Annotated in this window: 16 protein-coding genes and 1 pseudogene; 7 read left to right on the forward strand and 10 right to left on the reverse strand. The window is 73.3% G+C overall.

What is annotated here, in order from left to right; genetic code table 11:
* Positions 1-36 precede the first annotated feature (36 nt).
* From K2F47_RS21515 to K2F47_RS21545, 7 genes are read left to right on the forward strand one after another with little or no spacing between them, the layout of a single operon-like run.
* Positions 37-705 (forward strand): GTP cyclohydrolase II, encoded by a 669-nt coding sequence (locus K2F47_RS21515; RefSeq protein WP_242906510.1) that lies wholly within the window; start codon positions 37-39, stop codon positions 703-705.
* On the forward strand, positions 702-1448 hold the full coding sequence (locus K2F47_RS21520; protein ID WP_242906511.1) for a CDP-alcohol phosphatidyltransferase family protein: 747 nt from the start codon (positions 702-704) through the stop codon (positions 1446-1448). The genes K2F47_RS21515 and K2F47_RS21520 overlap by 4 nt, the downstream gene beginning before the upstream one ends.
* Complete coding sequence (locus K2F47_RS21525; RefSeq protein ID WP_242906512.1) at positions 1405-2430, forward strand: zinc-dependent alcohol dehydrogenase; 1026 nt, start codon at positions 1405-1407, stop codon at positions 2428-2430. The genes K2F47_RS21520 and K2F47_RS21525 overlap by 44 nt, the downstream gene beginning before the upstream one ends.
* Positions 2397-2795, forward strand: coding sequence for a 6-pyruvoyl trahydropterin synthase family protein (locus tag K2F47_RS21530; protein WP_242906514.1), 399 nt, complete (start codon positions 2397-2399; stop codon positions 2793-2795). The genes K2F47_RS21525 and K2F47_RS21530 overlap by 34 nt, the downstream gene beginning before the upstream one ends.
* On the forward strand, positions 2783-3829 hold the full coding sequence (locus K2F47_RS21535; RefSeq protein ID WP_242906516.1) for a glycosyltransferase family 4 protein: 1047 nt from the start codon (positions 2783-2785) through the stop codon (positions 3827-3829). The genes K2F47_RS21530 and K2F47_RS21535 overlap by 13 nt, the downstream gene beginning before the upstream one ends.
* Positions 3826-4584: a class I SAM-dependent methyltransferase gene (locus K2F47_RS21540; protein WP_242906518.1), complete on the forward strand. Its 759-nt coding sequence runs from the start codon at positions 3826-3828 to the stop codon at positions 4582-4584. The genes K2F47_RS21535 and K2F47_RS21540 overlap by 4 nt, the downstream gene beginning before the upstream one ends.
* On the forward strand, positions 4581-5489 hold the full coding sequence (locus K2F47_RS21545) for a lysylphosphatidylglycerol synthase transmembrane domain-containing protein (RefSeq protein ID WP_242906520.1): 909 nt from the start codon (positions 4581-4583) through the stop codon (positions 5487-5489). Before K2F47_RS21540 ends, K2F47_RS21545 begins: the two co-directional genes overlap by 4 nt.
* Here K2F47_RS21545 and K2F47_RS21550 read toward each other — a convergent pair.
* The 10 genes and pseudogenes from K2F47_RS21550 to K2F47_RS21595 form a co-directional block, all read right to left on the reverse strand.
* A complete protein-coding gene (locus tag K2F47_RS21550; protein WP_242906522.1) occupies positions 5403-6089 on the reverse strand; it encodes a creatininase family protein in 687 nt (228 codons plus the stop codon). The two genes, K2F47_RS21545 and K2F47_RS21550, sit on opposite strands and share 87 nt — an antisense overlap.
* Before the next feature lie 31 nt (positions 6090-6120).
* Positions 6121-6852 (reverse strand): annotated as a pseudogene (locus tag K2F47_RS21555) (phosphatase PAP2 family protein); the annotation flags it as partial.
* A gap of 148 nt (positions 6853-7000) precedes the next feature.
* The gene (locus tag K2F47_RS21560) at positions 7001-7462 is read right to left on the reverse strand and encodes an NUDIX hydrolase (protein WP_308198437.1); all 462 of its coding nucleotides are present in this window, start codon (positions 7460-7462) and stop codon (positions 7001-7003) included.
* A 21-nt stretch (positions 7463-7483) separates the two neighbouring features.
* Complete coding sequence (locus tag K2F47_RS21565; protein WP_242906526.1) at positions 7484-8188, reverse strand: DUF6082 family protein; 705 nt, start codon at positions 8186-8188, stop codon at positions 7484-7486.
* Between the two features lie 12 nt (positions 8189-8200).
* Positions 8201-8806 (reverse strand): DUF6879 family protein, encoded by a 606-nt coding sequence (locus K2F47_RS21570; protein ID WP_242906527.1) that lies wholly within the window; start codon positions 8804-8806, stop codon positions 8201-8203.
* Positions 8799-9068 (reverse strand): hypothetical protein, encoded by a 270-nt coding sequence (locus tag K2F47_RS21575; protein ID WP_242907516.1) that lies wholly within the window; start codon positions 9066-9068, stop codon positions 8799-8801. Before K2F47_RS21575 ends, K2F47_RS21570 begins: the two co-directional genes overlap by 8 nt.
* Positions 9069-9292: 224 nt before the next feature.
* The gene (locus K2F47_RS21580; protein WP_242906528.1) at positions 9293-10018 is read right to left on the reverse strand and encodes a DUF899 domain-containing protein; all 726 of its coding nucleotides are present in this window, start codon (positions 10016-10018) and stop codon (positions 9293-9295) included.
* Between the two features lie 56 nt (positions 10019-10074).
* On the reverse strand, positions 10075-10998 hold the full coding sequence (locus K2F47_RS21585) for a J domain-containing protein (RefSeq protein WP_242906530.1): 924 nt from the start codon (positions 10996-10998) through the stop codon (positions 10075-10077).
* Between the two features lie 7 nt (positions 10999-11005).
* Positions 11006-11587, reverse strand: coding sequence for a hypothetical protein (locus K2F47_RS21590; RefSeq protein WP_242906546.1), 582 nt, complete (start codon positions 11585-11587; stop codon positions 11006-11008).
* A 282-nt stretch (positions 11588-11869) separates the two neighbouring features.
* On the reverse strand, positions 11870-12982 hold the full coding sequence (locus tag K2F47_RS21595; protein ID WP_242906548.1) for an ROK family transcriptional regulator: 1113 nt from the start codon (positions 12980-12982) through the stop codon (positions 11870-11872).
* Positions 12983-13027 lie beyond the last annotated feature (45 nt).

The raw sequence follows: 13027 nt of genomic DNA on the forward strand, positions 1-13027 counted from the left end.
CAGGGGTTGAGCACGCCGAGCCGAGGAGGGGGAACGATGCACGATCGCGGTGCCGACGAAGGGGATCACGAGCCCGAGGACGGGGAGCTGTTCGGGCCGGACGATCTGGCGGAGGCCGACCTGACGACGCGGCGCGGCGTCTTCCGCGCCGTCGCGTTCCGCGACCCGGTCGACCGGCACGAGCACCTGGCGCTCGTCCGGGGGGACGTGGGCGGCCGGGAGGGCGTGCTCGTCCGGATGCACTCCGAGTGCATGACCGGCGACATCTTCGGCGCGACGCGCTGCGAGTGCGGCGACCAGCTCGGCGCCGCCCTCGACGCCCTCGCGCGGGAGGGCACGGGCGTCCTCGTCTACCTGCGCGGACACGAGGGACGCGGGATCGGGCTGGTCGCCAAGGTCCGCACGCACGTCCTCCAGGACGACCACGGGCTCGACACCGTCGACTCCGCCACCGCGATCGGCCTGCCGGTGGACGTGCGCGACTACGGCGCCGCCGCGCGGGTGCTGCGCCACCTCAAGGTGCGGTCGGTGCGGCTGCTGTCCAACAACCCGGCCAAGGTCGCGGCGCTGGAGTCCTACGGGATCGCGGTGGCGGCGCGGCTGCCGCTGCTCGTCCCGGTCAGCGACGACAACGTCCGGTACCTGACCGCCAAGCGCGACCGCCTCGGCCACGACCTGCCCCACCTCGACGAGGCGCGCGGGTGACGCCGACCACGCCGACCACGCGGGTGACGCCGGGGCGGGAGCTGGCGGCGGCGGTCGCGGCGCAGGCCGGGCTGCTGGCGGTGCTGCGTCCGGGCTTGGCGGGCTGGGCGGCCGGGCTCGGCTACGCGGCCGGGGCGTGGATCGTTCTCGCGGCGGCGTTCCGGGCGCGGCGCGCGCTCGGGCCCGCCGACCACGTGACGCTCGTCCGCGCCGTCCTGGCCGGGGGAGTGACGGCGCTGGTCGCCGCGCACCTGGCGGGGGAGGGCGGCGACGGCGCGGCGCTCGTCGCGCTGTCGGCGGTGGCGCTCGTCCTGGACGGCCTGGACGGACGCGTCGCCCGCCGCACCGGCACCGTCTCGGCGCTCGGCGCCCGGTTCGACATGGAGGTCGACGCGTTCCTGATCCTCGTGCTGTCGGTGCGGGTCGCGGAGTCGGCGGGGGCGTGGGTGCTGGCGATCGGAGCGATGCGGTACGCGTTCGGCGCCGCGTCGCTCGCGGTGCCCTGGCTGCGTGCGGCGCTCCCGCCGAGCCTCGCGCGCAAGGCCGTCGCGGCGCTCCAGGGCGTGGCGCTCGTGGTGGCCGCCGCCGGGACCGTTCCGCACGCGGACGTCCTGGTGGCGGCGGCGCTGGGCCTGCTCACCTGGTCGTTCGGACGCGACGTCCACTGGTTGTTCGCCCGGCGACCCCGAAGGAGGACGCATGAACCGCGACGCGCGCGCGTACTGGATCCGGTCGCCCGGTGAGGGCGAGATCCGCGCCGAGACGCTCCCCGACCCGGGGCCCGACGACGTCCTCGTCAGGACGCTGTTCTCCGGTGTCAGCCGGGGTACCGAGGCGCTGGTCTTCCACGGCCGCGTGCCCGCGAACCAGCACGAGATCATGCGGGCGCCGTTCCAGGACGGCGCGTTCCCCGGCCCGGTCAAGTACGGCTACCTGAACGTGGGCGAGGTCGAACGGGGGCCGTCCGCGCTGCTCGGCCGCCCGGTGTTCTGCCTCTATCCGCACCAGACCCGCTACGTCGTGCCCGCGAGCGCGGTCACCCCCGTCCCGGACGGCGTGCCGCCCGGACGCGCCGTCCTCGCCGGGACGGTCGAGACCGCCGTGAACGCCCTGTGGGACGCGGCGCCGCTGGTCGGCGACCGGATCGCGGTCGTCGGCGCCGGGATGGTCGGCTGCGCGGTCGCGGGGGTGCTCGCCGGGCTGCCCGGCGCGTCGGTCCAGCTGGTGGACACCGACCCGGCCCGGGCCGCCGTCGCCGCGCGGCTCGGCGTGGAGTTCGCGCCGCCGCGGGACGCCCGGGAAGGCTGCGACCTGGTGTTCCACGCCAGCGCCACGGAGGCGGGCCTCGCCCGCTCGCTCGACCTGCTCGCGCCCGGCGGCGAGGTGATCGAGCTGAGCTGGTACGGGGACCGGCGCGTCACCGTCCCGCTCGGCGAGCACTTCCACTCCCGCCGCCTCGCCGTCCGGGGCAGCCAGGTCGGCACGATCGGGCCCCGCCGGGGGAGCCGGACCTTCGCCGACCGGATCGCGCTCGCCCTCCGCCTGCTCGCCGACCCCGCGTTCGACGCGCTGATCACCGGCGAGAGCCCGTTCGGCGACCTGCCGGAGACCATGCCGCGTCTGGCGGGCGGCGACCTGCCCGCCCTCTGCCACCGCATCACCTACGAGTCCGCCAACCACGAGGAGGCCCCTTGTTCGGCGTCACCGTCCGCGACCACGTCATGATCGCCCACAGTTTCCGGGGCGAGGTGTTCGGACCCGCCCAGCGCCTGCACGGCGCCACCTACGTCGTGGACGCGACGTTCCGCCGCGCGGAGCTGGACGCCGACAACCTCGTCGTGGACATCGGCCTCGCCACCCGCGAGCTGAACGGCGTCCTCGCCGCGCTGAACTACCGCAACCTGGACGAGGAGCCCGAGTTCGCCGGGGTCAACACCTCGACGGAGTTCCTCGCGAAGGTGGTCGCCGACCGGCTCGCCGCGCGCGTCCGCGAGGGCGCCCTGGGCGAGGGCGCGCGCGGCCTGTCGGGGATCACCGTGACGCTGCGCGAGTCCCACGTGGCCTGGGCGAGCTACGAATGCGCGCTGTGATCGTCGTCCCCGGAGACGTGGACGCGCCGAGCGGCGGCAACGTCTACGACCGCCGCCTCCGCGACGGGCTCGGGCCCGCCGCCGTCGAGCTGCGCGTCCCGGGGACGTGGCCGCGGCCGGACGCCGCGTCCCGCCAGGGACTCGCCCGCGGCCTCGCCGCCCTGCCCGACGGCACCGCCGTCCTGCTGGACGGCCTGGTCGCCTGCGGGGTGCCGGAGGTCGTCGTCCCGCATGCGGACCGGCTGCGGCTCGCGGTCCTCGTCCACTTGCCCCTGGCGGACGAGACGGGCCTGCCCGCGCACGTCGCCGCCGACCTGGACACGCGCGAGAACGCCGTCCTGCGGGCCGCGCGCGCCGTCATGGCCACGTCCCCGTGGGCGCGGCGGCGCCTGATCGACCACCACGGCCTGGAACCGTGGCGCGTCCACGCCGTCCCGCCGGGGACCGACCCGGCGCCGCTCGCCTCCGGCGGGGACGGCGCGTCCCGCCTGCTGTGCGTGGCCTCGCTGACCCCGCGCAAGGGCCACGACCTGCTCGTCGAGGCCTTGGCCGCCGTCGCGCACCTGCCCTGGACCTGCGCGTTCGTCGGCCCCCTCGACCAGGACCCCGGCCACGTCGCCCGGCTGCGCCGTGCGATCGGACGCCACGGCCTCGGCGACCGCGTCCACCTGGAAGGCCCGCTGACCGGCGCGGACCTCGACGCCGCCTACGCGGGCGCCGACCTCGCCGTGCTGCCGTCCCGCGCCGAGACCTACGGGATGGTCGTGACGGAGGCCCTCGCGCGCGGCGTGCCCGTCCTCGCCACGGCGGTGGACGCCCTCCCCGAGACCCTCGGGCACGACCCGGAGGGCGGGGTCCCGGGCCTGCTCGTCCCGCCGGACGATCCCGACGCGCTCGCCGCGGCCCTGCGGCGCTGGCTCGTCGAACCCGCGCTGCGCTCGCGCCTGCGCGCCTCCGCCCGCCTCCGGCGCGGCGCCCTTCCCGGCTGGGACGAGACGTCCCGCGCCATGGCCGCCGTCCTGGAGGCGCTGTGACGACCGGCTTCACGGCCTCCTGGCTCACGCTCCGCGAACCCGCCGACGCCGCCGCCCGTGCGACCGACCTGCTGCCCCCGCTCCGCGCCGCCCTCCCTCCCGGCCCCCTGACGATCTGGGACGTGGGCTCCGGCACCGGCTCCATGGCCCGCTGGCTGGCGCCGCGCCTGCCCGTCCCGCAGCGCTGGATCCTGTGCGACACCGACCCGGCCCTCCTGGCCCAGGCGCACGCGCCCGCCCCCTTCGAGACGCGCGTGGGCGACCTGGCCACGGCCGATCTGGAGGGGGCGTCGCTGGTCACGGCGTCCGCGCTGCTGGACATCCTCACCTCCGCCGAGCTGGACGGCCTCGCCGCCGCCGTCACCGCCGCCGGTGTCCCCGCGCTGCTGACGCTGTCGGTCGTCGGCCGCGTCCGGTTGACCCCGCCCGACCCGCTCGACACCGATCTCGGCGCCGCGTTCGACGACCACCAGCGGCGCGACGGGCTCCTCGGCCCCGGCGCGGTCGCCGCCGCGATCGAGGCGTTCGGACGGCGCGGCGCCGTCGTCCGGACCCGACCGAGCCCCTGGCGGCTCGGCCCCGCGCACGCCCTGCTGGCCGCCGAGTGGCTGCGCGGGTGGGTCGCCGCCGCCGTCGAGCAGCGCCCGGGCCTCGCCCGGCCCGCCGCCGGATACCTCGGCCGCCGCCTCGCGTCCGGCTTCGAGGCCGAGATCGAGCACGCCGACATCCTGGCCGTTCCGGGAGGCGTCACATGACCCGGTGGCTCCGTCCGCTCGCCGGGCTCGGCATCCTCGCCGCGCTGCTGTGGTGGCACAGCACGGGCGCGTTCACGGCCGCGCTGCGCGCCGTCGACCCGCCCTCGATCGCCGCCGCCCTCGGCATCGGCCTCGCGACCACCGTGCTCAGCGCCGCCCGCTGGCGCGTCGTCGCCCGCCGCCTCGGCCTCCACCTGCCGCTGCGCCGGGCCGTCGCCGACTACTACCGCTCGCAGTTCCTGAACGCGGTGCTCCCGGCGGGCGTCCTCGGCGACGTGCACCGCGCGGTCAGCCACGGGCACCGGGCGCGGGACGTGGCGGGCGGCGTCCGCGCGGTCGTCCTCGAACGCGCCGCCGGGCAGGCCGTCCTGCTCACGGCGGGTGCGGCGGTGCTGCTCGCGCGCCCGTCCCTGCTTCCGGCGCTGGGCCCGGCGGTGCTCCCCGGCCTCGCGCTGCTGGGCGTGCTCGCGGGGGTACTGGTGGTCGCGCGCCGCCGGACGTTCGACGTCCGCCCCGTCCTGGACGCGTGGCCGACCGTCACCGCCCTGTCCGCCGGGGCCCTCGCCGGGCACGTCACGCTCTTCCTCATCGCCGCCCGCCTCGCCGGTGTGACCGCCCCGCTGGGGGACCTCGTCCCGCTCGTTCTGCTCGCGCTGCTGGTCATGGCGCTGCCGATCAACATCGGCGGCTGGGGCCCGCGCGAGGCCGTGCTGTCGCTGGCCTTCGGCGCGGCCGGGCTCGGCTCCGAGCGGGGCCTGACCGTCGCCGTCGTCTACGGGGTGCTCGCCTTCGTCGCGAGCCTGCCCGGCGCCCTCGCGCTACTGCTCCAGGACCGCCAGGCACCGCCCGAACGACCCGACCAGGCTCGCCAGGACGTCCCGGCCCTTGCGGGCCGAGGCCAGTGACGGCCGCCCCACCACCCCCGACGCCGTGTAGGGCGCCATCCCCGCCGTGAGCAGATGCCGCCGGTCGCCGGACAGGTGGTCGCCGTCCTCGTACCCGTCCCGGACGAGCTCAGGGTGGGCGTGCAGGAGGATCGACGTCTCCAGCTCCCCGGCGTGCATGTCGCTGTCGGCGGAGGTTTCGAGCCCGGCCGCCCGGCGGGCCTCCTCCCAGTCGTCCAGGACGGGGAAGAGCGCCATGTCCCCTCCCGCCTCCTGGACGACGTTCCCCAGCACGTAGTTGCCCCCGTGCCCGTTCACCAGCACCAGCTTCGGCACCCCGGCCCTACGCAGCGACCCGGCCACGTCCCGCACGATCGAGGTCAGCGTCACCGCCGACACGCTCACCGTCCCCGGCCACCCCGCGTGCTCCTGCGAGCACGAGATCGTCACCGGCGGCAGCGTCCGCACCGAGTGGGACCGCGCGATCTCCGCCGCGACCACGCAGGCGATCACCGTGTCCGTCGCCAGCGGCAGGTACGGCCCGTGCTGCTCGTGGCTCCCGACCGGCAGCAGCGCCACGGAGGCCGCGGGCTCCTCGCCACTGGTGTGCAACGGAATCATGCAGCCATTTCACCACGAGCATCGCCCCGCCCAGCAGCAGCGCGACGACCAGGCCGTCCGTCCAGTAGTGGTTGGCGGTGACCACGACCACGAACACCGTGACCGGCGCGTGCAGCGCCACCACCCACCGCCACCTGCTGCTCGACACCCGCACCACCGTGACCGCCACCAGCAGCGCCCACCCGATGTGCAGCGACGGCATCGCCGCGTACTGGTTGGCGATCCCGTCGGCCGCCGCCGGATACGCCGACGGCCCCACGGTCAGCATCGTGTCCACGGCCCCGACGCCCGCCAGCCTCGGCGGCGCCAGCGGGAACAGCAGGTGCACAACGAGACCCGCCGTCGTCAACACCACCAGTTCGTTGCGGACCCGGCGGTAGGAATCCCGGTGCCGCGCGTACAGCCACACCAGCAGCAGCGCCGTCCCGGGGAAATGCACCGACACGTAATAGAGGTTCGCGAGGAACGCCGTGTGGTCCCATTCCAGCGCCCAATGCTGCAACGACACCTCGCTCGGCAGCCACGACCGCTCGAACCCCCACAACCAGTGGGCGTTGGACAGCGCCTCGCCCGGCCCGTGCTTCACGAGCGTCCGCCCGTACTTGTAGAACGCGAACAGACCGAGCAGCAGCGCCACCTCCGTCATCAGAGGCCGCGCGGACCGCAACGTCCGCCCCCCGCGAATCACACCGTCAGCCATGCCGTCCTCCGTGCCGGGTTCCTTCACCACAACAACCCTGTCGCCCGGAGGACTCCCGGACATTGGGCCCAACCACCCATTCCCGGAAGCCAACCCCCCTGCCCGGGGGTGGGGCTAACCCCACCCCGCCCTCCCCACCTCGAAGAACACGAACCACCACCACAAACCCACCCTCGCGGGCAACGCCGAAAGTGCGACGTTCTCCGGCCCGTCAGTCCCCCGGAAGAAGGTCGGGCAGAAGCCGCTCGAAGAACTCCCGGTCACCGTCGAAAATGGGCTCCATGCGCAGGAACTCGTCCGGCGTGACCCAGCGGACGTCGCTCACCTCGCCGGGGTCCATGACCACCTCACCCGTCCCGGCATCGGCGACCCACCAGTGCAGCCGGAACCGCCCGTCGTCGGTCTCCGACTCCCACACCTTCGCCAGCGGCGAGACGCGCAGCCCCACCTCCTCGTGCACCTCGCGCGCCACCGCGTCCGCCTGACTCTCCCCGGCCTCCACCTTGCCGCTGAGCGGAGCCCAGTACCCCGACCTCTGAGCCTCCGGCCCCCGCCGGATGACCAGCACCCGATCCCCCCGCCGCAAAACCGCCACAACCGCCTGCGCCTGCCCCACCAAAACCTCCCTGACCACCCGTCCCCCCAGTCGACCACAACAGAAACTGCGCCGCACAGCCGGGCACCGGCGCCCCGCCTACTTGCGCCGCAGCACCCACCGGACGAAGGGCACCAAGACCAGGGCTCCGGTAACGGCGCCGGCGACAAGCGGCCAACTCCGCTGACGGGCCTGCGGCGGTTCGGGCGGGGGAGCAGGGGCCTGCTGGAATTCCTCGTCCAGAATCTGGTGAAAACGGCGCGCCCGCTTGTTCTCCGACGTGCTCATGCGGACCTCGCGGGCCTCCTGCCAGAAGGCGCGTCCGGGACGTCCGCTGAACATCTCACGGGAGATGGCGCGCAAACGCTTCTCGTTGAGCGCCCCGGTCTGGAACGAGGTCTGCCACTCGGAGACGATCATGTTGATGTACATGAGCTGCCGGCGGGCCTTGCGGTTCTCGCCTTCGGGCACCGGCCCCCAGGCCTCGTCGAGGTCCGGGTCGTCCATGGCCATCTTCAGCAATTCGGCGATCGCGGCGCGGCGGGCCTCCTCGCGGGCGATCCTCGTGTCGTGAGCCTGGAGGACGAGCGTCGCGACGATGCCGATCAGGGCGATGACGGCCAGCAGCGCGGACGCGGCGCCATAGGTCTGGCCGATGAAGCTCAACCGCTCCCAACTCGCCGCCGACCCGTCGAACGCGCGCAGCGCCCACGGTGACGCGCCGATCAGCCCGACGACGAGTAAGACGCCGAACGAAACGCTGACCACCTTCGCCGTACGGCGGATCGGACGGGCTGAGGGCATTCACGGCGGTATTCAAACGGCGGGTGCCCGGAGAGGGGCGACCTCCCGTCTGAAGAAGTCGTGGAAAGGCTCGCCGCGTTCGTAAAGGGCTCTGATCTCGGTGGCCGCCGCGCTGATCACGTCCGGATCGGTGATTCGCCTGGCCCCGCACGGTGTCCAGTCGGGCTCGTACTGCACCTCGTAGAGGACCTCGTTCCCGAAGACGACGACCTCGGGCAGTCGGGCGCGGGTTTCGAGAGGCGCGACCTGGTCGGCGGTGAGGACGGTCAGGCCGAAGCCTTCGTCGGCGAGAAGCTTCAGCGCGTGCAACTCCCACTGGAGGTAGGGGCCGATCGGAAGCTCGGCCACCCGGACGCGCCGGATCTCCAGGCCTTTGGCGGCGTTCTGCCGGGCCTCGGTTCTGACGGCCTCACGGTCCTTCTCCAGCAGTTCCAGGGCACCGCGCCAGTCGCCCGCCATGAACGCCTGCCAGCTGGTGTCGCGCGGCTCGCGGAAGACCTGGGAGCGTTCGAGCTTCCAGATCACGCCTCGCAGGTCCTCGGCCTGCCGGGCGAAATCCTTGTGATAGGCGGCGTGGTCGAGTGTGTCGCCGTCCAGCGCCGGGATCTGGTCAAGCATCTCGGATGTCCGGTTTCGCCGCCGAGAGCATGCGCCCGGAGATGATCACGAGTCGTTCGTCGGAGCCGATGCTCACGCCGGGTGGGAGCCGGTCGCTGTACGCGCCGGTGGCGTCGCGGCCGATGACCGCGATGTCTCCGTTGTCCAGTTCCCAGATCTCGGGGCAGTCCTGCGTGGTGCGGCTGTCGCCCACTTCGGCGGCCGTCTTCCCCAGTCTTCGACGAAAGCCAACCTCATGATCTGCTTCCCATGGCCTGGTCACGATGTCGCTCACTTTCGATCGCCATCCCTTGGAGAAATATTCTCATCGGAAGTGCGAGGCGGCAAGCGTTGTCCTAAACGTCCATCATTGTGCTACTTGTGCCGGTGGTGCGTGAATGGCGCGTGTCAGTTGATCTATTTGCCCTCGGATGCGGCACCTCGGTTTGCGCGGACATGAGAAGGCCCCGGCGCGGAGGGGGTGGGGGCGCCGGGGCCTGTGGGGGGTTAGTGGCAGGACGGGGGGTTGGTGTCTTCGTAGCGGTCGTGGTGGGCGAATTCGTTTATGTATTTTTGGCGGCCCAAGGGGGTGAAGTCCAGGAAATGGTAGGTGCCGACGAGGGCCTCGGGGCCGCGGCCGTAGGCGGAGTAGGTGTGGTAGACGGTGTCGCCGTCGCGGAGGAAGACGCTCAGGCCGTGCGCCTCGCCGTTCGCGAAGCCTGAAAGGCCCTCGCGCTCCAGGGTCTCGGCGTCCTTGTAGTTGTATTCGACGGGGGCGACGGACGGGTCGTTGGAGACGTGGAAGTCGTAGTTGAAGTCGCTCTTGTTGGAGGAGTACCAGGGGACGGTCCAGCCCATGCGCGCCCGGAAGGACTCGATCTTGGCCAGGGGGGCGCGGGAGACCAGGGCGAGGGACGTGTTCGCGTTGTGCAGGTGCGCGAGGTGGCCGATGTTGTCGGTCACCAGGGAGCAGCTCTGGCAGCCCGCGTCCCAGTCGGGGTCGAACATGAAGTGGTAGACGATCAGCTGGCGGCGGCCCTCGAACAGGTCGAGCAGGCCGGCCGGCCCGGCCGGGCCCTCCAGCTCGTACGCCTTGTCGAGCCGCACCATCGGCAGTTCGCGGCGCCGCGCGTGGACGGCGTCCTGCGCCCGGGTGGCCTCCTTCTCCCGCGCGAGCAGTTCCTTGCGCGCGGCCAGCCATTCCTCGCGTGACACGACCTGCGGCAGTGACATCGGGCCTCCCTCGTCGACCGGTCCTTGCCTAAGTAGACGTGCCGGAGCGGCGAAACTCATCGGCGGCGGAGCGTCCCTGTGGCGGACTTTGTGACCCCGTCGGCTTTGTAGTAGGTGGCCTGGGCGCGTCCGTCCGCGCGTGAGCTGATGCGCAGGTCGCCTGCGTCGCAGCTGGACCCTTCGTTGGAGAAGGCGGTTCGCACGGTCACGGTCCTGCTCGCGTCGGCCGCTACCGGTACTGCCGTGCCGGTGCATTTCCCGCGCAGATAGCGGACCTTGCCGTTGTGCTTCCCTTTGCGGAGGGTGAGCTCGATGTCCCAGGACGAGTCGCCGCCGACCATCTTGACGGTGCCCGTCCAGGTGCCCGCGAGCCTGCCGGGGACGGGCGCCTCGGGCTCGGGGTCGTCCGAGCCGCCGAGGAAGGAGGCCGCGATGAAGAGGAAGATCATGCCGAAGTAGAAGAGCGCGCAGCCGGCTCCGGCTGTCGCGCCCATCCGCCGGCGTCTGCGGTAGCGGGACTGCGGGAGCGGGACGTATTGGGGCGGCGGGTAGGTGGGCGGGGGGTAGGCGGGTGGGGTGTAGGTGGGTTGGGTGTAGGCGGGCGGGGGTTGGGGGCGCGGGGCGTAGGTGAAGGGCGGCGCGGCGGCGCCCGGGGTGGCGTCGGCCCAGGGGTCAGGTGGAGGTTCCTCGTCCCATGGGTCTGGGAATTCTTCCCAGGGTTCTTCGATGAGTTCCTCGGCCGGCTCTGGGCCGCGGCGGTGGGCGTCGTAGGTGGCGCGCTGGTTGAGCAGGACGTCCCGCGCCAGGTTGATGAGGCGTGACTCCCGTTCCGCCCTGGTCTTGGCGGCGGGGTCGGTGAACCTGTCGGGGTGATGGGTTCGCGCGAGCTTTCGCCAGGCCCTCTGTATCTCCTCGGACGAGGCGTCCGGGGAGACGTGGAGGAGTTCGTAGGCGTCGTGTCCGGAGAGGCCGCCGAACATGGCGCGGCTACCGGCCGATGCGGCGTGCCACCGACGCCCGGTAGCAGGTCAGCGACCAGTGCGCGGTCGCGTCGGTGTGGCCGACGGGAATGACCTTGGTGCCGGTCGCGACGGTCACGTCCTTGGCTCCGGCCAGGAAGAACATGAACATGTTGAGGCGATTGGTGCGCCCTTCGTAGTGCCAGTCGTCGCGCAGAATCTTCTGGCCGTCGACGAAGGGCGTCTGGAGGAGTTCCTGGGCGCGCGGCGGAAGGTTGCCGAGAAGGCCGAGCGTGCTTTGTCCAAGGCCCAGAGTGGGGGCGCTTCCGGAGCCGGGGGCGCCCGCGTTGGCGAACGGCCGCGGAGCCAGCGGGAACGGCCTGTGATCGACCTGGACGTGCCGGAGGGAACCGGGCACGAACTGGAACGAGGAGATCGCGTAGACCGGGCGGTGGTCGGTGTTGACGCGGGGCTCGGCGATGGACAGGCCCGCGTGCCCGAACGTCACGGCGTACGGGCGCTCTTCGTCGGAGGAGTAGGTGGCGGCGTACCATTCGACGGCGGCGCCGGACAGTTCGGCGAGCCGCTGCCGGATGCGGGCGCCGATCATTTGCCAGCATTCGTCTCGGAGGTTGCGGCCTTTGCTCAGGCCCATCTCGCCCGGCTGATGGACTCCCGGCGCGGGCGTGTATCTCGTCAGGCCGCTTTCGCGTCGCGCCGCTGGTCCATGAGAGTCGGACGGAACCATCGGAAAGGACGACCCCACGCGCAGCCCCCATGCTGTTCTTCGACCACCTGGCGGCCAGGTTAGTGGAAGAAATCCGGAAGGGGCCGCTCCGCGCTATTTCGGACCGCCCCGGTGCGGGTAAACGAACAAGGGCGAAAAGGACGGTCAGGCGTCGATGGTCTCGGGGGCCAGGGCGCGGGCGAGGACCATCGCGGCGCAGCCGGTCAGGCCCGCGGACTCGCCGAGGCGGCTGGCCTCGATGCGCAGGCTGCGGGTGGCCAGGGCCGTGGAGCGCTGGTAGACGACCTCGCGCAGGCCCGCGATGAGCGGGGCGTCCGCGCCCGCGAGGTCGCCGCCGAGGACCACGACGGCGGGGTTGAGGAGGTTGACGGCGGTGGCGACGACCTCGCCGATGCGGCGTCCGGCGGCGCGCAGGAGGGCGACGGTCGGGGCGTCGCCGGAGCGGGCGAGGGCGGCGAGGGCGGGCAGGTCGGCGGCGGGGGAGCGGGCGAGGAGCGCGGAGCCGCCCGCGACGGCCTCGACGCAGTCGAGGTTGCCGCAGCGGCAGGGGAGGCCGCCGCCGTCCGGGATGGGGACGTGGCCGATCTCGCCCGCCGCGCCGAGCGCGCCGCGCTGGATCTCGCCGCCCGCGATCACGCCCGCGCCGATGCCGGTGGAGACCTTGACGAACAGCAGGTCGTCGACGCCGGGGTGGGCGCGGTGCTCGCCGAGGGCGGCGGCGTTGACCTCGTTGTCGAGGTAGGCGGGGACGCCGAAGCGGGCGAGCACCGGGGGGCCGACGGCGACGCCGTCCCAGCGTCCGGGGGTGTGCTCGACGGCGTCGGGGACGCCGAGCCCGGCGCCGCGCACGGTGCCGGGGTCGATGCCCGCCGAGTCCAGCAGGGCGGCCCACCGGTCGAGCAGGCGGGGGAGCGTCTCGGCGGGGGAGGCGCCCGCCAGGGGGCCCTCGGCGCGGGCGAGGATCGCGCCCGCGAGGTCGCAGACGGCGATCTGCCCGCGCGACTGGCCGAGGTTGGCGACCAGGACGGTGCCTCCGGCGGCGTTGAACTCCAGCCGGGCCGGGGGGCGCCCGCCGGTGGACGGGCCGTCCGCGCGCTCGGTCACCAGGCCGCGGGCGATGAGGCCCGCGACGCGCGACGCGACGGCCGGACGCGAGAGGCCGGTGATGCGGCCCAGCTCGGCGCGGGTGGCGACGCCGTCCTCGCGGATGAGGCGGAGCATGTCCCCGGCCGTGGACGGACGGTTGGCTCGCGGCATCCGGTCAGTCAAGCATGTGTCCGTTCTGTACGTCTAGTTGGCATA

Origin of the sequence: Actinomadura terrae (assembly GCF_022751215.1) — a bacterium.
GTDB classification, from domain to species: Bacteria; Actinomycetota; Actinomycetes; order Streptosporangiales; family Streptosporangiaceae; genus Spirillospora; species Spirillospora terrae.

What these genes read in the sequence shown, in the direction of transcription:
- K2F47_RS21515 (WP_242906510.1), top strand. Translation starts at nt 37, where the DNA reads ATGCACGATCGCGGTGCCGACGAAGGGGATCACGAGCCCGAGGACGGG.
- K2F47_RS21525 (WP_242906512.1), top strand. Translation starts at nt 1,405, where the DNA reads ATGAACCGCGACGCGCGCGCGTACTGGATCCGGTCGCCCGGTGAGGGC.
- K2F47_RS21535 (WP_242906516.1), top strand. Translation starts at nt 2,783, where the DNA reads ATGCGCGCTGTGATCGTCGTCCCCGGAGACGTGGACGCGCCGAGCGGC.
- K2F47_RS21545 (WP_242906520.1), top strand. Translation starts at nt 4,581, where the DNA reads ATGACCCGGTGGCTCCGTCCGCTCGCCGGGCTCGGCATCCTCGCCGCG.
- K2F47_RS21550 (WP_242906522.1), bottom strand. Translation starts at nt 6,089, where the DNA reads ATGATTCCGTTGCACACCAGTGGCGAGGAGCCCGCGGCCTCCGTGGCG.
- K2F47_RS21565 (WP_242906526.1), bottom strand. Translation starts at nt 8,188, where the DNA reads ATGCCCTCAGCCCGTCCGATCCGCCGTACGGCGAAGGTGGTCAGCGTT.
- K2F47_RS21570 (WP_242906527.1), bottom strand. Translation starts at nt 8,806, where the DNA reads ATGCTTGACCAGATCCCGGCGCTGGACGGCGACACACTCGACCACGCC.
- K2F47_RS21580 (WP_242906528.1), bottom strand. Translation starts at nt 10,018, where the DNA reads ATGTCACTGCCGCAGGTCGTGTCACGCGAGGAATGGCTGGCCGCGCGC.
- K2F47_RS21585 (WP_242906530.1), bottom strand. Translation starts at nt 10,998, where the DNA reads ATGTTCGGCGGCCTCTCCGGACACGACGCCTACGAACTCCTCCACGTC.
- K2F47_RS21590 (WP_242906546.1), bottom strand. Translation starts at nt 11,587, where the DNA reads ATGATCGGCGCCCGCATCCGGCAGCGGCTCGCCGAACTGTCCGGCGCC.
- K2F47_RS21595 (WP_242906548.1), bottom strand. Translation starts at nt 12,982, where the DNA reads ATGCCGCGAGCCAACCGTCCGTCCACGGCCGGGGACATGCTCCGCCTC.